Genomic DNA, 20,687 nt, shown 5'->3' on the forward strand with positions numbered 1-20,687 from the left:
CGTAACCGCCGAAGGGGCTGGCCCAGATCGACCAGCGAGGTTCGTAAAGTGCGGAAGCATTTGGTTGGGGCGAACGCGATAGGTCCACGTGAGAAAGCGAGATTTTCTTCGACGCGGCTGACTGATCTGTCGTGTAACTCGCAATGAAGCCGCTTGCGTCGCCTATTTGGCCTTGGCCGCGATTTGGTTCCTGGAGATCAAGCATTTGATACAGGAAGTGGTCCAGTGAGCGATATCCGATCTGTTGCGCGCCTGTCGCTGGTTCGCCCGCCGAACTCGCCAAAGCGTTTGTCAGACCAGTTCCAGTAAGGCTGTAGAGGTTGATAAAACTTGGCGCCAAGGGAAGGCCCGCGTTGAACCAAGCGTTGATCACATTTGCAACGCCGCGTTGATTCCGCGGAAGGGCGTTGATCCCGCCTGGACCGTCGCCGCCGAGATTAGCAGTGAGGCTCAAGAAGACGTCGTTTGACGTATAATTGAGACTAGTAATGAAATTCGCGGGAGCGTTGGCAGTGACGAGTCCGGAGAATTTGGACCCGGCGAATCCTCCGTCGGCATGTAGGATAGTATAGTTCTTAACTATGTAAGTGCCTCTTGCAAAAGTCGCGAGCACCGTCCCCGCGAGCGACGCCGCGCCCGTCACATTGGCGCGGTCGGCGGCGACTGGCGAGACCTCTACGAGGTACTGGCTGCCGGCGCCCAGCGTAAGGTCGCCAACCACCGTGATCAAGCCGATCGAATTGCCTGGCGACAATTCACCGTTGATCGTCGCCGAAGGTAGAATTCCGTTGCCGCCGATCACGGCTCCTTGCCCCACCGTCAATCCGCTAGAGGACGCGATCGAACCATTTACGACCAACTTACCGTCGGTCACCGATGTCGCGCCGGTATAAGTGTTGATGTTTGAGAGAACAGTCGTTCCGGCGCCGGTTTTTTCGATGGCGCCGGTCCCTGAAATAACGCCGCTGACAGTGGACGTGCCAGAGTTGTCCAACGCAAATGTGCCGTTGTTGACGATGGTGCTTACGATACTGCCGGTGACGTTCAGCCGACCGGCGTTGATCGTCGTCAGTCCCGTATAGGTATTGTTGCCCGCCAGCGTGAACGTGCCGGCGCCCTCCTTGGTGAGGCCGCCGGTCCCGGAGATCGAGCCGGAGAACGTCGTGCTCGTACCGTCGCCGCCGGTCGTAAGCGTGGCCGAACCGAGCGTGACATTGCCTGCGCCGGCGAGCGAGCCGATCGTCTGATTGAGATTGTTGAGGTCGAAGGTGGCGGCGGACGCCACCGAAAACGTGCTCAATGGTGAAAATGCGTCAATTTGCCCGGCCCGCAGCGTGCCGCCGGTCACCGCGATCGGGCCCGTATTATTCGCGACCAATGTGAGCATGCCCGCGCCGCTCTTGGTTAGGCCGCCCACCCCGGAAATGCTCGTGGCAAAGACGACATTGTTGCCATTGGTATCGAATGTCGCGCCGCCGATGCCCATGGCCGCTAGGCGGGAAGAAATATCAGTTGTGTTTCCGGTCGCCCATTGCAGGCCGCCGCCGTTGAGCGTGATCGTTCCAGATGGGCCGAAATTGTTCGCCGAAGCGAAATTGATCAACCCGCCGGTGACCGTCGTGCCGCCGGTGTAAGCGTTGCTCCCAGTGAGCGTGAACGTGCCGGTTCCCGTCTTGGAAATCTGTCCGTTGCCCGAGGCAACCCCTGAAAAGGTGGTGCTGCTGTTATCGCCGCCCGTTGTGAGGGTCGCTGATCCGAGAAGGACATTGCCTGCGCCGGCCAGCGAACCGATCGTCTGATTGAGACTGTTGAGGTCGAAGGTGGCGGCGGACGCCACCGAAAACGCGCTCAATGGTGAAAATGCGTTAGTTGCTCCGGCCCTCAGCGTGCCTTGGTTGACAGCCGTCGCGCCGCTATAGGAGCTGCTCCCGTTGAGCGTCAGCGTTCCAGCTCCGGTTTTGGTCAAAGCGCCTTGTCCGTTTAGCTGGCCGGAGAGGCTGGCGTCGAAGCCATTAGAGTCGAGGATGCCGCTGCCAGCTAACGCGATATTGCGAGCCGAATTGAACGCGGCGCCGAACTGGAGCGTGCCTCCATCAAAGGTCAATCCACCTGCTGCATCGCCGAGATTGTTATCGGCATTGACCTTCAGCACGCCGCGATTGATGAAAGTTCCGCCCAAATACGTATTGGCGCCGGACAATGTCAAAGCGCCGACGCCGGTCTTGGTCAAGCCGCCGGCGCCACTCAACTGTCCGGAGACGGTCGTATTGAAGCCGTTGGTGTCGATCGTGCCGCCGCCAGCTAGCGTGATATTGCGAGCCGTGTTGAACGCGGCGCCGAACAGGAGCGTGCCGCCGCTGAAGGTCAATCCGCCTGTTGCATCGCCGAGATTGTTATCGGCATTGACCTTGAGAATGCCGTCATTGAGAAAAGTTCCGCCCAAATACGTATTGGCGCCGGATAATGTCAAAGTGCCCGCGCCGGCTTTTGCGAGGCCGCCGCTGCCGGAGAAGACGCCGCTCCACGTGGCGCCGAAGCCGTTAGTGTCAATCGTCGAAACGCCGCTCGTCAGTGTGGCGTTCACATTTGTCGTTAGCGCCGACTCGATAACCTTGATGGAGCCGCCGCCAAGATTGAATTGATAATGCGGGTTGGGATTGCTGTAGGCGGCCTGCAGGCTGCTGCCGCCGATCTCGAGCGTGCCGCCACTGAGATTGTATATACTCGTGCTGGTGCTTTCTCCGGTAAGATAGAGTTTTGAATCGTTGTGGATGCGTAGGGTTCCCCCCGTCTGCTCGATTTTGCCGTTCGATTGAGCGCTGTAACCGATAATGAGTTGGCCATTGAGTATGCCACCGTTGCCGTCGCTTCTCGTGGATATGTCAACGACGCCACCGCTGATGGCGAGCGTGCCGGTGCTGCTCTGGCTGCCACTAGTCTTACGGCCTATATTGACGATGGAGGCGATCAGTTCGCCGCCGCTGATCGCGTAAGTGCCGGTACCCCCCTGGTTGCCGATGTTCAACGCAGCGCAATGCGCTGTCGTCCCGCAAAGAGGGATGACTTTTACCGTGCCGCCGGTCTGATTGACCGTGCCATTACCTTCGAAACTACCCACCTGAAGGGTGGTCCCGATAGTAAGCGTGCCGCCGGAGACATTGAGCGCGCCGACGTTGGGAACCCCGCCGGTTTTGTTCTCGCCCACCGAAAGATAGGCGAATGATGTGTTCCCGCTGGTCTGCGCCATCGCCCCTTGGGCGATGTAAGACTCCCCCAGGGAGAACGTGGCGTTATCGATCGTGAGCGTTCCAGTTCCCGTCTTGAAAAAGCGCCCGTAAGTTGACTCATAACCCTGATGGGTCATTCCAATCGTGCCGGAGAATGACGTGCTGCTGTTATTGCCTCCGACGATGAGACTCGATGTTCCGAGCGTGAGCGCGCCGCCGCCACTCAGAGAGCCGATCATCTGCAGGGCGCTCGAGAGGTCCAGGCTCGCTCCAGGGGCGACGATAAGGTCCGTGGTCGAAGCTATCGTCTGACCTACCGATACAACCAGAGCGCCGGATGTAACGTTGATCGGGTTGGCGCTGGCGGCGATCGCCGCATTGAGTTGGCTTTGCGTGCTAACGTCCGCGCCAAACGCGCCCGAGGCGTTCAGTGACAACACTGCGGCTGTGAGCGCAGTCGTAGGGACGAGCCGCGACCGAAACCGCATTACGCGGGTGCGTTCGGGTGACAAAAACGCTTCTGAGGACTGGAATGTCTGTTGCTGCATCTTGTGGCGGGGTTACAAGCATAATACTTTGAAAGTAAGAAACTCGCCGTTCTTGCTCTAAAGAAATTTATTGTGTTGCATAATTTCAACACATGTGAGCGTCATACGTCGTGAATGCCGCTCAACCATCGATGAATATTGCTTTTTTCGAATATTACATTTTAAGCTGCAATAAACTGCGTCAAACCGCAGTCGTCTCCCGAAATTTACTGAAAGTCTATTGCTTTAGGGGTCGACAGGCTGCTTGCGTTGCGTGATAAGGCGGCCATGCAAGCTTCAAAATCGCCCGTAACCCTGTCGGGCGTTTCCATCGCCGTCGTCACCGAAGACGAGGCGGGGATGCGAGTCGATCGCTGGTTCAAGCGTCGCTATCCGACGCTCGCACTGTCGCACCTAGCAAAAATCTGCCGCAAGGGCGAGGTGCGCGTCGACGGCAAGCGCGTCGAAACGTCGACGCGGCTCGAAGAGGGGCAAAAGATTCGGGTGCCGCCATTGAAGATCGAGGCGCCCGCGGCGCCGTCGGTCCGACGTGTGCGACCGGAAGAGGCGCAGGCGCTGAAGGCGATGGTCCTCTTCGAGGACAAAGACATTCTCGCGCTCAATAAGCCCTATGGCCTTGCGACGCAGGGCGGCTCAGGCCAGACGCGGCATATTGACGGCATGCTGGAATCCCTCGCGCAAGGCGATACGCGGCCAGTCCTCGTGCATCGCCTCGATCGCGACACCTCTGGCGTGCTGCTCGTCGCCAAGAACCGGCGGATGGCCGCTGAACTTGGCGAAATTTTCCGTTCTCGGCAGGCGAAGAAAATCTATTGGGCGCTCGTCGAGGGCGTGCCGAAGCCGGCGCAGGGACGGATTTCGCTCTATCTGGCGAAAGGCGCCGGCATGGAAAAATCCAGAGGCGGCGCCAGGGAACTCGAGAAAATGCGCATCGCCAAGCATGGCGAGTCCGACGCGCAGCATTCGCTGACTTATTACGCCATCGTCGACAAGGTCGCGCCGCGCTGCGCCTGGCTGTCAATGAAGCCGCTCACCGGGCGCACCCATCAGCTGCGCGCTCACGCGGAGGCGATCGGCCATCCGATTTTCGGCGATCCCAAATATGGCCATCGCCCCGAGGATGAGGTACGCCGTCGCGATCCGCTGCGGGCGATGCCCGAGGGGCTCGACCGCAAGCTCCACCTTCTCTCCCGCCGTCTTGTATTGCCGCATCCTAAGGGGGGAACTCTGGATGTGACCGCGCCGCTGCCCGACCATATGAAAAAGAGCTGGGAGCTTTTCGGCTTCGACGTGAAGCGTCACGATCCGATCGAAGACGCTCCGGACGTTTAAGGGCGCCTTTCAGAGCGCGTCATGCCCGCGCTTGTGGCGGCATCGACGCTCACAGATCGGGGTCTCGCGCCAGGGTTTGATTAATGTCAAAAGAGCCGACCGGCCTGGACGCTGATTTTTTCGTCTCTCCCGCGGAGCGCGATCCGATAAAAGCGACGCGCGAACCGGCGCGCGCCCTGCCGAAACGCTTCTACAAAGAGGCGGTCGCGGGGCCGGCCGAAGGCGGCTACGGCGTCTTTCTCGATGGCCGGCCGGTCAACACGCCAGCGCGGCGTCCCCTGGTTGCGCCCGCGCAGCCGCTGGCGGAGGCGATCGCCGCCGAATGGGCGCGCCAAGGCGAAACAATCGATCCCGCAACAATGCCGCTCACGAAGCTGATGAATACAGCGCTTGACGGGATCGCCGCGCAAATGGCTGAGGTCGAAGCCGAGGTCGCCAAATATGTCGCCTCCGACCTTATCTGCTACCGCGCCGGAGAGCCTGAGGGCCTGGCGGCCGCCCAAGCCGCTGCTTGGGATCCGCTCATCGCCTTCGCCCGGGACAAGCTCGGCGCGAAGCTCGCGCTCGCGGAGGGCGTCATGTTCATCGAACAGCCGCAGGAGGCGCTCGACGCTATCGCGCGGGCTTTGCGCGAATATGTGGGGGAGGGCGCCGGCGCGCCGCTCAGGCTCGCGGCGCTAAACGTCATGACCACGCTCACAGGGTCAGCGATCATTGCGCTTGCAACCGCGCTTCACCGGATAGATGCGCGCTCGGCCTGGGATGCCGCCAACGTCGACGAAGACTGGCAGATGCGCGCTTGGGGCGCAGATGATGAAGCCATGGCCCGACGGTTGGCGCGTTTTCGGGAGTTTGAGGCGGCGGCGACTCTGTCGCGCCATTCCACGCCCGACTGACCAACGCGCAATTTAAAGGCGCCGTCGCTCAAGACTGCGGCCAATTTGCCGCTGGCCCGCTTCCTCTCTTGCTTTGCACAATGGCCTTTGTTACGGAACGCGCGGCCTGGAGTCGTTCTAAGGAATACCGCCAAGGAAACGCTCCCGCGACCGGCCCTCGCCCCGCCGAAGTCGGACAAGACTCGATGCCCCTGCTCGAACAATATCTGCCGCTGGTGATCTTCATCGCGCTATCGGCCGTGATCGCTGGCGCACTGCTCGTTGCTCCCTTCTTGCTCGCTTTTAAGGCGCCGGACCCGGAAAAGATGTCCGCCTATGAATGCGGCTTCAATCCGTTCAATGACGCGCGCATGAAATTCGACGTGCGCTTTTATCTCGTCTCTCTTCTGTTCATCGTCTTCGATCTCGAAGTGGCCTTTCTCTTTCCCTGGGCGGTGGCCTTTAAGGAAGCGGGCGCCTTCGGCTTCTGGTCGATGATGGTCTTCCTTGGCGTGCTCACCGTCGGCTTCGTCTACGAGTGGCGCAAGGGAGCTTTGGAATGGGATTGATCGAAAAGGAAAGCGCGCGCCAGACTCTGATCGCGCCGCAGCCTAGGGGACTGATCGACCCCCGCACCGGCAAACCGGTCGGCTCGGACGATCCGTTCTTTCTTCATCTCAACGACGAACTTGCCGACAAGGGTTTTTTCGTCACCGCGACGGACGACGTCATCAACTGGGCGCGCACCGGCTCGCTCATGTGGATGACTTTCGGCCTCGCCTGCTGCGCCGTCGAGATGATTCAGGCGGCGATGCCGCGCTATGATCTGGAGCGCTTCGGTTTCGCGCCGCGCGCGAGCCCGCGCCAGTCCGACTGCATCATCATCGCGGGCACGTTGACGAACAAGATGGCGCCGGCGCTGCGCAAGGTCTACGACCAGATGCCGGAGCCCCGTTACGTGATCTCGATGGGCTCCTGCGCCAATGGCGGCGGCTACTACCACTATTCCTATTCGGTAGTGCGCGGCTGCGATCGCATCATTCCGGTCGACATCTATGTGCCGGGATGCCCGCCTTCGGCGGAGGCGCTCGTTTACGGCATGCTGCTGTTGCAGAAGAAAATCCGGCGCACGGGCACGATCGAGCGCTAGCGACGTAACTGAGGGATTGTCCGCCTTCGTCGTTCGAGACGCCCGCTTGCGCGGGCTCCTCAGGATGAGGGCGGGTTCGGGTCAAGCAATTCCATCATGAGGCGGCGGCGCAGCCGCCGTCTCAAAGGACGAGGGAATTGCGGCACGCCAAGGAATTTAGAATGTCGGCTGAGTTGGAAGCTCTCGGCGCCAAAATCAGTGGCGCGCTTTCGGGCGCGGTGAACAATGTGAAGGTCGCCTATGGCGAGCTTACGCTGACCGTGCACCGAACACGTTGGCTCGAGGTCGCCGAATATCTGCGCGACAATCCCGACTGCCTCTTCGCTTGCTTCATCGACATCACCGCGGCGGATTACCCGGAGCGCGCCGAGCGTTTCGAGGTCGTCGCCCATCTGTTGTCGCCAAAGCATAACCGCCGCATACGCATCAAGACGCCGGCGTCGGAAGAAACGCCTGTCGCGTCGCTCACCCCGCTCTATCCCGGCGCGGACTGGTTTGAGCGCGAGACCTACGATCTCTTCGGCGTGATTTTTTCGGGCCATCCCGATCTGCGCCGCATCATGACCGACTATGGCTTCGACGGCCATCCGCTGCGCAAGGATTTCCCGATGACGGGCTTCGTCGAGGTGCGTTACGACGACGAGCAGAAGCGCGTCGTCTATGAGCCGGTTCGGCTGAGCCAGGAATACCGCAACTTCGATTTCCTCTCGCCCTGGGAAGGCGTGCATTACGATCTTCCCGGCGACGAAAAGGCGAGCATGTGAGCGCGTCGCAGATGAACGATCAAACCACCGCGCCAGCGAAACCCGAATCGCAGGGCCTGCGCAACTTCAACATCAACTTCGGACCGCAGCATCCGGCCGCGCATGGCGTGCTGCGCCTCATCCTGGAGTTGGACGGCGAGGTCGTCGAGCGCGTCGATCCGCATGTGGGCTTCCTGCATCGCGGCACCGAAAAGCTCATGGAGGCGCGGACCTATCTGCAGAACGTGCCCTATTTCGATCGGCTCGATTATTGCGCGCCGATGAATCAGGAGCATGCGTTCTGTCTCGCCATCGAGCGTCTGCTGGGCGTCGAAGTTCCGCGTCGCGGTCAACTCATTCGCGTGCTTTACGCGGAAATAGGTCGTCTCCTTTCGCATCTGCTCAACGTCACCTCGCAGGCGATGGACGTCGGCGCGCTCACCCCGCCGTTATGGGGCTATGAAGAGCGCGAGAAGCTGATGGTGTTCTATGAGCGCGCCTCAGGCGCGCGCATGCACGCCAATTATTTCCGGCCCGGCGGCGTCGCGCGCGACCTGCCGGACCAACTCGTCGAAGACATCGGCGCCTTTTGCGATCCGTTCCTCAAGGTCGTCGACGATCTCGACGAACTCTTCATCGGCAATCGCATCTTCAAGCAACGCAACGTCGACATCGGCGTCATCTCTCTCGAAGACGCCTGGAAATGGGGCTTCTCAGGCGTGATGGTGCGCGGCTCGGGAGCGGCGTGGGATCTGCGCAAGGCGCAGCCTTACGAATGCTATGAGGAGATGGAGTTCGACATTCCGGTCGGCAAGCATGGCGATTGTTACGACCGCGCCGTGATCCGCATGGAGGAGATGCGGCAATCGACCTCGATCATGAAGCAGTGCATCGAGAAGCTGATGCGCGCCGAAAATCGCGGCCCTGTGATGACGCAAAATCACAAGATCACGCCGCCGTCGCGCCGCGAGATGAAGCGCTCGATGGAAGCCTTGATCCATCACTTCAAACTCTTCACCGAAGGTTTTCACGTGCCGGAAGGCGAGGTCTACGCCGCGGTTGAGGCGCCCAAAGGCGAATTCGGCGTCTATCTCGTCTCGGACGGCGGCGACAAGCCCTATCGCTGCAAGATTCGCGCGCCGGGATTCGCGCATTTGTCCGCCATGGATTTTCTCTGCAAGAACCACATGCTCGCCGACGTCTCTGCGATCCTTGGTTCGCTCGACATCGTGTTCGGGGAGGTCGATCGCTAATGTCCACCCGTCGTCTCGCCGAAGATCAACCCGCGAGCTTCGAGTTCACGCCCGAAAACAGGGCGTGGCTCGAAACGCAGATCGCCAAATATCCCGATGGCCGCCAGGCGTCCATGGTCGTGCCGGCGCTGTGGCAGGCGCAAAAGCAGAATGATAATTGGCTGCCGCAGGCGGCGATCGAGAAAGTCGCGGATGCGCTCGGCATGGCGAAGATTCGCGTGCTTGAGATCGCGACCTTCTATTCGATGTTCAATCTGGAGCCGGTCGGCAAATATTTCGTCCAGCTTTGCGGCACGACGCCGTGTCTACTCGCCGGCTCGGATGAGATCATTGAAGTGCTGCAACGCCGTGTCGGTCCTCAGCGGCGCGTGACCGATGACGGTCTGTTCTCCTGGATCGAAGTCGAGTGTCTCGGGGCCTGCTGCAACGCGCCGATGGTGCAGATCAACGATGACTATTACGAGGATCTGACGGCCGAGAACTTCGAGAAGCTCCTCGACAATCTCGCCGCTGGTCGCCCTGTGAAGACCGGCTCGCAGATCGGGCGCATCTCTTCGGAGCCGGTCGGTAAGCTCACGAGCCTGACGTCGTTTTACGGCGACGGCGCGAAGTAGCGAAGGGAAGAGAAGAACCATGCTTTCCGACGCGGATCGAATTTTCACCAACCTTTATGGCCTGGGCGACAGATCGCTTGCCGGCGCGAGAAAGCGCGGGCAGTGGGACAACACCAAGGCGCTCTTGGACAAGGGTCGCGACGCGATCATCAACGAGATCAAGGCCTCGGGCCTGCGCGGGCGCGGCGGCGCGGGATTTTCGACGGGCCTGAAATGGTCCTTCATGCCGAAGGAAGTCGACCCCAAGCGGCCGCATTATCTCGTCATCAATGCCGACGAGTCGGAGCCCGGCACCTGCAAAGATCGCGAGATCATGCGCAACGATCCGCATACGCTGGTCGAGGGCGCGCTTGTCGCGAGCTACGCCATGGGCGCGCATGCCTGTTACATTTATATTCGCGGCGAATTCATCGCCGAGCGCATCGCGCTTCAAAAAGCCGTCGACGAGGCCTATGAGGCTCGGCTGATCGGCAAGGACAATATCCACGGCTATCCTTTCGATCTCTATGTCCACCACGGCGCTGGCGCTTATATCTGCGGCGAGGAGACCGCGCTGCTCGAAAGCCTTGAGGGCAAAAAGGGCATGCCGCGCTTAAAGCCGCCGTTCCCTGCCAATGTCGGACTTTATGGCTGCCCGACGACGGTCAACAATGTCGAGTCGATCGCGGTCGCGCCGACCATTCTGCGCCGCGGCGCCGCCTGGTTCGCAGGCATCGGCAGGCCCAACAACACGGGCACGAAGCTCTTTTCCATTTCCGGCCACGTCAACCGGCCGTGCAATGTCGAAGAGGCGATGTCGATCTCCTTCCGGGAATTGATCGAGACGCATTGCGGCGGCGTGCGCGGCGGCTGGGACAATCTGCTCGCGGTCATTCCGGGCGGCTCATCGGTGCGCTGCGTGCCCTCGCATGAGATCGTCGATTGCCCGATGGATTTCGACAGTCTCGTCGCGCTGAAGTCCGGCCTCGGCACGGCGGCGGTGATCGTTATGGACAAGTCGACAGACATCATCCGGGCCATCGCGCGCCTCGCTTACTTTTACAAGCACGAGAGCTGCGGCCAGTGCACGCCGTGCCGCGAGGGCACCGGCTGGATGTGGCGTGTCGTGCAGCGCATGGTCGAAGGCCGCGCGCACAAAAAAGAAATCGATATGCTGTTCGATGTCTCGAAACAGATCGAAGGCCACACGATCTGCGCGCTCGGCGATGCGGCGGCCTGGCCGATCCAGGGGCTGATCACCCATTTCCGCGACGTGATCGAGAAGCGCATCGATCAATATGCGGCCAATCCGCATCCCGATCCGATCCGCGTGGCGGCTGAATGATGATCGAATTCGTCGAGACTTCGGAGAGAGCGAAGTGACCAAGATTCTCGTCGATGGCGTCGAAGTGGACGTGCCGGGCGATTTCACGCTGTTGCAGGCCTGTGAGCAGGCTGGCGTGGAGGTCCCGCGCTTTTGCTATCACGAGCGCCTGTCGATCGCCGGCAATTGCCGCATGTGCCTTGTCGAGGTGAAGGGCGGGCCGCCGAAGCCACAGGCGTCTTGCGCCATGTCGGTGAAGGATTTGCGGCCCGGTCCGAACGGCGCGCCGCCGGAAGTTCTCACCAAGTCGCCGATGGTGAAAAAGGCGCGCGAAGGGGTGATGGAGTTTCTGCTCATCAACCATCCGCTGGACTGCCCGATCTGCGATCAGGGCGGCGAATGCGATCTGCAGGATCAGGCGTTGGTCTTCGGCGTCGACAGTTCGCGCTATCGCGAAAACAAGCGCGCGGTCGAGGACAAATATATCGGCGTGCTGGTCAAGACCGAAATGACGCGCTGCATCCATTGCACGCGCTGCGTTCGCTTCACCGCGGAAGTCGCCGGCACTGGGGATATGGGCGCCATCGGTCGCGGCGAGGATATGGAGATCACCACCTATCTCGAAAGCGCCATGAGCTCAGAGTTGCAGGGGAATGTCGCGGATCTTTGTCCCGTCGGCGCCCTGCTTCCTAAACCGCAGAATTTCCGCGCCCGCCCGTGGGAATATCAAAAGACCGAGACGATCGACGTCATGGACGCGCTTGGCTCCGCGATCCGCGTCGACTCGCGCGGTCGCGAAGTCATGCGCATTCTGCCGCGCGTCAATGATCTTGTGAATGAGGAGTGGATCTCCGACAAGACTCGCCAGATCGTCGACGGCCTGAAGACGCAGCGTCTTGATCGCCCCTATATTCGCGAGAACGGACGGCTGCGTCCCGCTTCATGGCAGGAGGCGCTCGCCGCCGTCGCCGCAAAAACGAAGGCGACGTCCGCGTCGCGCATCGGCGCGCTCGTCGGGGATCTTGCCGCGGTCGAAGAGACCTTCGCGCTGAAGCTTCTCGCCGAGCAGCTTGGAACGCCGAACGTCGATTGCCGTCAGGACGACGCCAAACTCGACCCGAAGTTCGGGCGCGCGTCTTATCTCTTCAATGCGACTGTCGCAGGGATTGAGCAGGCCGGCGCGGCGCTCATCATCGGCGCCAATCCGCGTAAGGAAGCGCCCGTTCTCAACGCGCGTATCCGCAAGCGGTGGCTCAGAGGCGATTTCAAAATTTCGCTTGTCGGCGAGCGGCCCGATCTCACCTACGGTTACGATTATCTCGGCGCAGGTCCCGAGTCGCTTTTGCAGTTCATCCGGTCCGCGAAGCCAGTGGAGAAGCTGCTCGTCATCGTCGGACAGGGCGCCTTGGCGCGTGACGACGGAGAGGCGGCTCTCACCCTTGCCGCTCAGGCCGCGCAAAGCCTCGGCGGACTCAGCGAGGGCTGGAATGGATTTTCGGTCCTGCATACGGCGGCCGCCCGCGTCGGCGCGCTCGATCTCGGCTTCACGCCAGGCGCCGGCGGGTTGGACGCCCGCGCCATGGCGAAGACAGGCGCGCTTGACCTCATCTTCAATCTTGGCGCCGACGAACTTGCGATCGAGCCCGGCGCCTTTGTGGTTTACATCGGCGCGCATGGCGACCGCGGCGCGCATCGCGCCGACGTGATCCTGCCCGGCGCGGCCTATACGGAAAAGTCCGGCCTTTACGTCAACACCGAAGGCCGCGTGCAGCGCGCCTTCCGCGTTGTGTTCCCGCCCGGAGAAGCGCGCGAGGATTGGGCGGTGTTACGCGCGCTCTCGGGCGCGCTCGGCAATCCGCTGCCCTTCGACTCGCTCGCGGCGTTGCGCCGGCGACTCGTCGAAGCGCATCCGCATTTTGCGCAAGTGGATGAGATTGCGAAAGGCGAGCCCGCGCAGGTCGTTGCTCTCGCCAATCATCCTGCCGTGGCGATGAAGGACCCCTTCGTTCCGGCGATCCAGAATTTTTACTTCACAAATCCGATCGCCCGCGCCTCGGCGGTCATGGCGGAATGTTCGGCTGTGGCGCAAGGCCGGCTGGCTCAAGCGGCGGAATAGGAGCTTTGGACGTGAGCGACGGTTGGACGAGCGCCATTTCGGATTTCTTTATCGCCTATCCGCTTCTTCTCGCGGCCGTGAAGAGCGTTCTGCTCGCGGTCGCGCTGCTCATCTATGTGGCTTACGTCATTCTTGCGGACCGCAAGATTTGGGCGGCAGTGCAATTGCGTCGCGGACCGAATGTCGTCGGACCTTGGGGTCTTCTGCAGAGCTTCGCGGACTTCATCAAATTCGCGCTCAAGGAGCCCGTTATTCCGGATGTCGCCAACAAGGGCATTTTCCTGTTTGCGCCCTTCATCATGGCGACGCTCTCGATCGCCGCTTGGGCCGTCATCCCGGTCGCTGACGGTTGGGCGGTCGGCGACATCAATGTCGGCATACTTTACATTTTCGCGCTGTCTTCGCTCGGCGTTTACGGCGTCATCATGGGCGGTTGGGCGTCGAACTCGAAATATCCTTTCCTTTCGGCGCTGCGCTCCGCGGCGCAGATGGTCTCCTACGAAGTCTCGATCGGCTTCGTCATCATCACCGTGCTGCTCTGCGCCGGTTCTCTCAATCTGACCGACATCGTCAATGCGCAGGATACTTCCTACGGCATGGCAGGCTGGTATTGGCTGCGCCTATTTCCGATGTTCATCATCTTCTTCGTCTCGGCGCTTGCTGAAACCAATCGTCCGCCGTTCGATCTCGTCGAGGCGGAGTCGGAGCTCGTCGCCGGATTCATGATCGAATATTCGGCGACGCCGTATGTGCTCTTCATGCTCGCTGAATATGTGGCGATCGTCACCATGTGCGCGCTGCTGACGATCCTGTTCTTCGGCGGCTGGCTGCCGCCGATCAAAATTGCGCCCTTCACCTATGTGCCGGGCGTGATCTGGTTCATCCTGAAGGTGAGCTTCTTCTTCTTCTTCTTCGCCATGGTGAAGGCATTCGTGCCGCGCTATCGCTACGATCAGCTGATGCGCCTCGGCTGGAAAGTCTTCCTGCCGATCTCCCTCGCCATGGTCATCATCGTCGCCGCCGTGCTGCAATTCTGGCCGGCGGGACCGGCAGGCGTTTGAGGCCGTCATGAAACTCGATCAAGCCGCCAAGTCGCTCTTCCTTTCGGAGTTCGTCGGCGCATTCCTGCTGTCGATGCGCTACTTCTTTAAGCCGAAGGCGACGATCAACTATCCGCATGAGAAGAATCCGCAATCGCCGCGCTACCGTGGCGAGCATGCGCTGCGACGTTATCCCAATGGCGAGGAGCGCTGCATCGCCTGCAAGCTTTGCGAGGCGATCTGCCCCGCGCAGGCGATCACCATCGAAGCCGGTCCGCGCCGCAACGACGACACCCGCCGCACGACGCGCTACGACATCGACATGGTGAAGTGCATCTATTGCGGCTACTGCCAGGAAGCCTGTCCGGTCGACGCCATCGTCGAGGGGCCGAATTCCGAATTCTCGGTCGAAACCCGAGAGGAGCTGTACTACACCAAGGAGCGTCTGCTTGAGAACGGCGATCGCTGGGAGCGCGAGATCGCGCGCAACATCGCGCTCGATTCGCCCTATCGCTGACGTGAGCCAATTGAGCTTGCGATGCGTCGCGCGCTCATGAGAAGAGGATAAGGACGTGGCGGCCGTATTTTTCTACCTATTCGCGACGATTATGATCGCCTCGGCCGGCGTCGTGATCTTCGCGCGCAACCCGGTGCACTCCGTGCTCTTTCTCATCCTCGCCTTCTGCAACGGCGCCGGACTGTTTTTGCTTGCCGGCGCCGAGTTCTTGGCGATGATCCTCATCGTCGTCTATGTCGGCGCGGTCGCCGTGTTGTTCCTGTTCGTCGTCATGATGCTCGACGTCGACTTCGCCGAATTGAAGCAGGGCTTCATCAAATATCTTCCGGTTGGCGTCGGGGTTGGCGTCGTCGTGCTCGCTGAATTGGGCATGGTGGCGATCGGGTGGCGTTCGGCGCCCTCGGCCGCCGACGCCGTTGCAAACCCGCTCATACCGCAAATGAGCAACACTGCGGCGCTCGGCCAGATCCTTTACACGAAATATGTGATCTTCTTTCAGGCCTCGGCGCTCGTGCTGCTTACCGCCATGATCGGCGCCATCGTGCTCACGCTCCATCACAAGCCCAACATCAAGCGGCAGAAGATCGAGGAGCAGAATGCGCGCACGCGCGAGAATGTGATCGAGATCAAAAAAGTTCCGTTCCGGACCGGCGTCTAACGAGGACCCCATGCTGACCATCGGCCTTACGCATTACCTCGTCGTCGCGGCGATCCTGTTCACGCTCGGCGTCGCCGGCATCATCCTGAACCGCAAGAACATCATCGTCATCCTGATGTCGGTTGAGCTGATTCTGCTTTCGGTCAATCTAAACTTCGTCGCCTTCTCGCAGTCGCTTGGCGATCTCACCGGTCAGGTGTTCGCGCTCTTCGTGCTCACCGTGGCGGCGGCGGAGGCGGCGATCGGCCTCGCCATCCTCGTCGCCTTCTATCGCAACCGCGGCACGATCGCGGTTGAAGACATCAATTCCTTGAAGGGCTGACCCCAGGATGATTTACGCCATCGTCTTTCTTCCGCTTGTCGGCTTTCTGATTGCAGGGGCGCTTGGACCCTGGATCGGCGCGCGCGCGTCGGAACTCGTCACGACGGGCCTCTTGATGGTCTGCGCCGTCCTGTCGTGGATCGTCTTCTTCGACGTCGCGCTTGGTCACGATCATGGCTATGCGCCGATCGTCGGCAATTGGATGACCGTTGGCGCGCTCAAGATCGATTGGGCGCTTCGGGTCGACACGCTGACGGCAGTGATGCTCGTCGTCGTCAATACGGTGTCGAGCCTCGTGCATCTTTACTCGATTGGTTACATGCACGAGGATCCGGATCGTCCGCGTTTCTTCGCCTATCTGTCGCTCTTTACCTTCGCCATGTTGATGCTGGTGACGGCCGATAATCTGGTGCAGATGTTCTTCGGCTGGGAGGGCGTCGGCCTCGCCTCTTATCTGCTGATCGGCTTCTGGTATCAAAAGCCCTCGGCGAACGCCGCGGCGATCAAGGCGTTTGTCGTCAACCGCGTCGGCGACTTCGGCTTTGCGCTCGGGATTTTCCTCGTCTTCCAGCTCACCAAGTCGCTTGGTTTTGAGGAGGTCTTCGCCGCCGTCCCCGGCCTCGCCGGCAAGACCATCCATGTCTTCGGCATGGATGTCGACGCGCTGACGATGGCGGCCCTGCTTCTCTTCGTCGGCGCCATGGGCAAGTCGGCGCAGTTCTTCCTGCACACATGGTTGCCGGACGCGATGGAGGGCCCGACGCCGGTCTCCGCGCTCATCCATGCGGCGACGATGGTGACCGCCGGCGTGTTCATGGTCGCGCGGCTTTCGCCGATCTTCGAATATGCGCCTACTGCGCTCGAATTCGTCACCATCATCGGCGCGGTGACCGCCTTTTTCGCCGCGACGGTCGGTCTTGTCCAAAATGACATCAAGCGCGTCATCGCCTATTCGACCTGTTCGCAGCTCGGATACATGTTCGTCGCGGAAGGCGTCGGCGCTTACTCGCTCGGCATCTTCCATCTCTTCACCCATGCCTTCTTTAAGGCGCTGCTGTTTCTTGGCGCGGGCTCGGTCATCCATGCGATGCATCACGAGCAGGACATGCGTAACATGGGCGGTCTGCGCAAAGACATCCCCTTCACCTTCGCGATGATGACCATCGGCACGCTAGCGCTGACCGGTTTCCCGTTCACGGCGGGCTATTTCTCCAAGGACGGCATCATCGAAGCGGCCTTTGCCGCTGGCGAGCATCGCACGACGGCGATGATCGGCTTTGTCGCGACCGTCGTCGCCGCCGGACTGACCTCATACTATTCCTGGCGTCTGGTCTTCATGACCTTCTTCGGCCATCGCCCGGCCCATTCCGTCGCGGTCAATCATTCGCACGACGAACCGTCGACCGATGACCATGCTCACGGGCATGACGATCACGGACACGACGATCACGGCCATCATGCGCCGCATGAATCGCCGCTTGTGATGCTCATTCCGCTGGCGGTGCTCGCCATCGGCGCGTTAGGCGCGGGCTATGTCTTTGAGCCTGATTTCGCCGGTCACGCCTATGACGAATTCTGGAAGGGCGCGCTCTTTACCGGCGAACACAATGAGATCCTGCATGAGATGCACGCCATCCCCGCTTGGGCGGGCTTCGCGCCGACCGCGATGATGGTTTTGGGCTTCCTCGTGTCGCTCTACGTCTATGTGCTGAAGCCCGGCACCGCGCAGGCGCTGGCGAGGATCTTCCCGCGCCTTTACCAGTTCCTGCTCAACAAATGGTATTTTGACGAGCTCTACGACTTCCTGTTCGTTCGTCCGGCTTTCGCCATTGGCCGGCTGTTCTGGAAGGGCGGCGACGGCGCGATCATTGACGGCCTGGGGCCTGATGGAGTCGCCGCGCGAGTGGCCGATGGCGCGCGACTCGCGGTGCGTTTGCAGACCGGCTACGTCTATCACTACGCCTTCGCCATGCTCATCGGCGTCGCCGCCGTCGTCACTTATTTCGTCGCCGGAGGGCTGCGCTGATGTTCGGTTTCGGCATTCTCTCCGGGGTCACTTTTCTGCCGCTCGTCGGCGTCGCCTTCCTGCTCACGCAGAAGGGCGACGATGAAACGAGTCTGAAAAATATCCGCTGGGCGACGCTTGCGACCACGATCGCGACCTTCGTGTTGTCGCTTGTCGTCTGGTCGAGGTTCGATACGGCAAGCGCGGCGTTCCAGTTCGTCGAGGAGAAAAACTGGCTGGGTTCCGGCCTCGTCTACAAGATGGGCGTCGACGGCTTTTCGATGCCCTTCGTTCTGCTGACGACCTTCCTGATGCCCTTCGCCATTCTCGCTTCATGGGAATCGGTCGAGAAGCGCGTCAAGGAATATATGATCGCCTTCCTCGTGCTTGAGACGCTGATGGTCGGCGTCTTCTGCGCGCTCGACCTCGTGCTGTTCTATCTCTTCTTCGAGGGCGGCCTTATTCCGATGTTCCTCATCATCGGCATCTGGGGCGGCAAGCGGCGCGTCTATGCGAGCTTCAAGTTCTTTCTCTATACGCTCGTCGGCTCGCTTCTCATGCTGGTCGCCATCCTCGCCATGTATGGCAAGGCGGGCACGACCGACATCGCCGTGCTGCTGAAGACGGACTTCCCCAAGGAGATGCAGACTTGGCTCTGGCTCGCCTTCTTCGCGTCCTTCGCTGTGAAGATGCCGATGTGGCCGGTGCACACCTGGCTCCCTGACGCGCATGTTGAAGCGCCGACTGCCGGTTCCGTGATCCTTGCGGCGATTCTCCTGAAGATGGGCGGCTATGGCTTTATTCGCTTCTCGCTGCCGATGTTTCCGGACGCTTCGACCTATTTCGCGCCGTTCGTTTACGCGCTTTCGGTGATCGCGATCGTCTATACTTCGCTCGTTGCGCTGGTTCAGGAAGACATCAAGAAGCTCATCGCCTATTCGTCTGTGGCGCATATGGGCTACGTCACGATGGGGCTCTTCACGCTCAATGCCCAGGGCATGCAGGGCGCGATCTTCCAGATGATCTCGCACGGCTTTGTCTCCGGCGCGCTGTTCCTTTGCGTCGGCGTCATCTACGATCGCATGCATACGCGCGAGATCGCGGCCTATGGCGGCCTCGTGAACCGCATGCCGATCTACGCCTTCGTCTTCATGTTGTTCACCATGGCCAATGTCGGCTTGCCTGGAACGACGGGCTTCATCGGCGAATTCCTGTCGCTGACTGGAGCGTTCCAGGCGAATAGCTGGGTCGCGCTGATCGCGACGAGCGGCGTCGTCTTGTCTGCGGCTTACGCGCTTTATCTCTATCGCCGCGTGATCTTCGGCGCCTTGGAGAAGGCGAGCCTTAAGAGCATCACCGATCTGACGCCGCGCGAGATTGCGATCTTCGCGCCGCTCGTGCTGATCACGATCTACTACGGCGTGCAGCCGCAGCCGATTCTGAGCGCGACGCAGGCTTCGGTCGATAATCTCATCCAGACCCATACGGCGCTCATCGACGCGATTAAGCTCGCGGCCGCCGGACATTGATGGATCGCTGACGATGCCCTTCTTCGTTCAACTCGCGCATCATTTTCTACCCGAGACCATTCTCGCGGTCGGCGTGATGGTTCTCATCCTGATCGGCGCTTGGCGCGGCGAACGCGGGTTCGGCCTCGTCGACGAAATGGCGGTCGGCATTTTGGCTCTCGCTCTGGTCGCGATTGCGTTGTCGAGCACGCCCGACACGAGCGTTTTCGATGGCGCCTACATCGACGACGGTTTTTCGCGTTTCATGAAGGCGCTGACCCTCATTGGCGCGATCGCGTCTATTTTGATGTCGGTCGACTGGCTGCAGCGCAGCGGACTCGAGAAATTCGAATATCCGGTGCTGATTATCCTTTCGACTCTCGGCATGCTGCTGCTGATTTCGGCGGATAATCTTATCGCGCTCTATCTCGGCCTCGAGCTGATGTCGCTCGCGCTCTACGTGATGGCCGCCTTTGCGCGCGACGATGGACAATCGTCGGAAGCGGGCCTGAAGTATTTCGTCCTCGGCGCGCTTTCTTCTGGCATGATGCTTTATGGCGCGTCGCTGCTCTATGGCTTCGCGGGTACAGTATCCTTCGCCGGAATCGCCGCAGTCGTTTCGACCTCGGCGCCGATCGGCGTGATCTTTGGGCTTGTCTTTGTTCTGGCGGCGCTCGCCTTCAAAATGTCGGCGGCGCCTTTCCATATGTGGACGCCCGACGTTTATCAGGGCGCGCCGACTCCGGTCACCGCCTTCTTCGCTTCGGCCGCGAAAATGGCGGCGGTGGCGATCACCGCACGCATCGTCGTCACCGCTTTCCCTGGCGTGAAGGATCAATGGCGTCAGATCGTTGTCTTCATTTCCATCGCGTCGATGCTGCTTGGCTCCTTCGCCGCGATCGGGCAGGAGAACATCAAGCGGCTGATGGCCTATTCCTCCATCGGCCACATGGGCTTTGCGCTGATTGGTCTCGCCGCTGGCGATGAGGCCGGCGTGCGCGGCGTCGCGATCTATCTGACGATCTATCTCATCATGACGCTTGGGACGTTCGCCGCCATTCTCGCCATGCGCGTCCAGGGCCGGTATGTCGAGAATGTTTCCGATCTCGCCGGCCTGTCGCGCACCAACGGTTGGATGGCTTTCTTCCTGGCGATGCTGATGTTCTCGCTTGCCGGCATTCCGCCGCTCGCGGGCTTTTTCGCCAAATATTACGTGCTTCTCGCCGCAGTCGACGCCGGGCTCTTCGGCCTTGCGGTGATCGGCGTTTTGGCGAGCGCGGTTGCAGCCTACTACTATTTGCGGGTCGTCAAGGTCATGTATTTTGACGAGCCGGCGCCGGCTTTTGATCGCGCGCCGATGGCGGTGCGCGCCGTGCTCGCCGTCTCGACTCTGGCGCTGCTTGGATTTTGGGTCTATCCCACGCCGGTCATGGATGCGGCGGCAGCGGCGGCCAAATCGCTTTTCTAGGAAGGAAA

General features: G+C 60.7%; 17 protein-coding genes. 16 read left to right on the plus strand and 1 reads right to left on the minus strand.

Going from position 1 to position 20,687, the window contains the following annotated elements; all coding sequences use genetic code 11:
* A partial coding sequence (locus FEV16_RS00005; protein WP_171015109.1) for an autotransporter-associated beta strand repeat-containing protein occupies window positions 1–3,715 on the minus strand: 3,715 nt, incomplete at its 3' end.
* 327 nt (window positions 3,716–4,042) lie between these two features.
* Between FEV16_RS00005 and FEV16_RS00010 the strand changes: the two genes are divergently transcribed.
* From FEV16_RS00010 to nuoN, 16 genes are all read left to right on the plus strand, one after another.
* Entirely contained in the window at window positions 4,043–5,107 is a 1,065-nt protein-coding gene (locus FEV16_RS00010) for an RluA family pseudouridine synthase (RefSeq protein WP_138165569.1), read from the plus strand.
* A gap of 83 nt (window positions 5,108–5,190) precedes the next feature.
* Window positions 5,191–6,003, plus strand: coding sequence for an ATP12 family protein (locus FEV16_RS00015; RefSeq protein WP_138165570.1), 813 nt, complete (start codon window positions 5,191–5,193; stop codon window positions 6,001–6,003).
* A 185-nt stretch (window positions 6,004–6,188) separates the two neighbouring features.
* On the plus strand, window positions 6,189–6,551 hold the full coding sequence (locus FEV16_RS00020; RefSeq protein ID WP_138165571.1) for an NADH-quinone oxidoreductase subunit A: 363 nt from the start codon (window positions 6,189–6,191) through the stop codon (window positions 6,549–6,551).
* The gene (locus FEV16_RS00025; RefSeq protein WP_138165572.1) at window positions 6,542–7,132 is read left to right on the plus strand and encodes an NADH-quinone oxidoreductase subunit B; all 591 of its coding nucleotides are present in this window, start codon (window positions 6,542–6,544) and stop codon (window positions 7,130–7,132) included. The genes FEV16_RS00020 and FEV16_RS00025 overlap by 10 nt, the downstream gene beginning before the upstream one ends.
* 161 nt (window positions 7,133–7,293) lie before the next feature.
* On the plus strand, window positions 7,294–7,896 hold the full coding sequence (locus tag FEV16_RS00030; protein ID WP_138165573.1) for an NADH-quinone oxidoreductase subunit C: 603 nt from the start codon (window positions 7,294–7,296) through the stop codon (window positions 7,894–7,896).
* A gap of 11 nt (window positions 7,897–7,907) precedes the next feature.
* Window positions 7,908–9,128, plus strand: a complete 1,221-nt coding sequence (locus FEV16_RS00035) for an NADH-quinone oxidoreductase subunit D (protein WP_138165574.1) — start codon at window positions 7,908–7,910, stop codon at window positions 9,126–9,128.
* Window positions 9,128–9,742: an NADH-quinone oxidoreductase subunit NuoE gene (gene nuoE / locus FEV16_RS00040; RefSeq protein WP_138165575.1), complete on the plus strand. Its 615-nt coding sequence runs from the start codon at window positions 9,128–9,130 to the stop codon at window positions 9,740–9,742. The genes FEV16_RS00035 and nuoE overlap by 1 nt, the downstream gene beginning before the upstream one ends.
* A 19-nt stretch (window positions 9,743–9,761) precedes the next feature.
* Window positions 9,762–11,066: an NADH-quinone oxidoreductase subunit NuoF gene (nuoF, locus tag FEV16_RS00045; RefSeq protein ID WP_138165576.1), complete on the plus strand. Its 1,305-nt coding sequence runs from the start codon at window positions 9,762–9,764 to the stop codon at window positions 11,064–11,066.
* A 34-nt stretch (window positions 11,067–11,100) separates the two neighbouring features.
* Window positions 11,101–13,161, plus strand: coding sequence for an NADH-quinone oxidoreductase subunit NuoG (gene nuoG / locus FEV16_RS00050; protein WP_138165577.1), 2,061 nt, complete (start codon window positions 11,101–11,103; stop codon window positions 13,159–13,161).
* A gap of 35 nt (window positions 13,162–13,196) precedes the next feature.
* Window positions 13,197–14,222 (plus strand): NADH-quinone oxidoreductase subunit NuoH, encoded by a 1,026-nt coding sequence (nuoH, locus tag FEV16_RS00055; protein WP_138166418.1) that lies wholly within the window; start codon window positions 13,197–13,199, stop codon window positions 14,220–14,222.
* A 7-nt stretch (window positions 14,223–14,229) separates the two neighbouring features.
* The gene (nuoI, locus tag FEV16_RS00060) at window positions 14,230–14,718 is read left to right on the plus strand and encodes an NADH-quinone oxidoreductase subunit NuoI (RefSeq protein ID WP_138165578.1); all 489 of its coding nucleotides are present in this window, start codon (window positions 14,230–14,232) and stop codon (window positions 14,716–14,718) included.
* A gap of 55 nt (window positions 14,719–14,773) precedes the next feature.
* Window positions 14,774–15,376, plus strand: coding sequence for an NADH-quinone oxidoreductase subunit J (locus tag FEV16_RS00065; RefSeq protein WP_138165579.1), 603 nt, complete (start codon window positions 14,774–14,776; stop codon window positions 15,374–15,376).
* 13 nt (window positions 15,377–15,389) lie between these two features.
* On the plus strand, window positions 15,390–15,698 hold the full coding sequence (gene nuoK / locus FEV16_RS00070; RefSeq protein WP_171015128.1) for an NADH-quinone oxidoreductase subunit NuoK: 309 nt from the start codon (window positions 15,390–15,392) through the stop codon (window positions 15,696–15,698).
* Window positions 15,699–15,705: 7 nt separating this feature from the next.
* Window positions 15,706–17,724: an NADH-quinone oxidoreductase subunit L gene (gene nuoL / locus FEV16_RS00075; RefSeq protein WP_138165581.1), complete on the plus strand. Its 2,019-nt coding sequence runs from the start codon at window positions 15,706–15,708 to the stop codon at window positions 17,722–17,724.
* Window positions 17,724–19,232: an NADH-quinone oxidoreductase subunit M gene (locus FEV16_RS00080; protein ID WP_138165582.1), complete on the plus strand. Its 1,509-nt coding sequence runs from the start codon at window positions 17,724–17,726 to the stop codon at window positions 19,230–19,232. Before nuoL ends, FEV16_RS00080 begins: the two co-directional genes overlap by 1 nt.
* 13 nt (window positions 19,233–19,245) lie before the next feature.
* Window positions 19,246–20,679: an NADH-quinone oxidoreductase subunit NuoN gene (gene nuoN, locus FEV16_RS00085; RefSeq protein WP_138165583.1), complete on the plus strand. Its 1,434-nt coding sequence runs from the start codon at window positions 19,246–19,248 to the stop codon at window positions 20,677–20,679.
* Window positions 20,680–20,687: the final 8 nt, after the last annotated feature.

It is taken from the genome of Methylocystis sp. B8, from assembly GCF_005771425.1.
GTDB lineage: Bacteria > Pseudomonadota > Alphaproteobacteria > Rhizobiales > Beijerinckiaceae > Methylocystis.

Excerpts from the sequence above, each read along its gene's own strand:
- FEV16_RS00010 (WP_138165569.1), top strand. The coding sequence starts at position 4,043 with ATGCAAGCTTCAAAATCGCCCGTAACCCTGTCGGGCGTTTCCATCGCC.
- FEV16_RS00015 (WP_138165570.1), top strand. The coding sequence starts at position 5,191 with ATGTCAAAAGAGCCGACCGGCCTGGACGCTGATTTTTTCGTCTCTCCC.
- FEV16_RS00020 (WP_138165571.1), top strand. The coding sequence starts at position 6,189 with ATGCCCCTGCTCGAACAATATCTGCCGCTGGTGATCTTCATCGCGCTA.
- FEV16_RS00025 (WP_138165572.1), top strand. The coding sequence starts at position 6,542 with ATGGGATTGATCGAAAAGGAAAGCGCGCGCCAGACTCTGATCGCGCCG.
- FEV16_RS00030 (WP_138165573.1), top strand. The coding sequence starts at position 7,294 with ATGTCGGCTGAGTTGGAAGCTCTCGGCGCCAAAATCAGTGGCGCGCTT.
- FEV16_RS00035 (WP_138165574.1), top strand. The coding sequence starts at position 7,908 with ATGAACGATCAAACCACCGCGCCAGCGAAACCCGAATCGCAGGGCCTG.
- nuoE (WP_138165575.1), top strand. The coding sequence starts at position 9,128 with ATGTCCACCCGTCGTCTCGCCGAAGATCAACCCGCGAGCTTCGAGTTC.
- nuoF (WP_138165576.1), top strand. The coding sequence starts at position 9,762 with ATGCTTTCCGACGCGGATCGAATTTTCACCAACCTTTATGGCCTGGGC.
- nuoI (WP_138165578.1), top strand. The coding sequence starts at position 14,230 with ATGAAACTCGATCAAGCCGCCAAGTCGCTCTTCCTTTCGGAGTTCGTC.
- nuoL (WP_138165581.1), top strand. The coding sequence starts at position 15,706 with ATGATTTACGCCATCGTCTTTCTTCCGCTTGTCGGCTTTCTGATTGCA.
- FEV16_RS00080 (WP_138165582.1), top strand. The coding sequence starts at position 17,724 with ATGTTCGGTTTCGGCATTCTCTCCGGGGTCACTTTTCTGCCGCTCGTC.
- nuoN (WP_138165583.1), top strand. The coding sequence starts at position 19,246 with ATGCCCTTCTTCGTTCAACTCGCGCATCATTTTCTACCCGAGACCATT.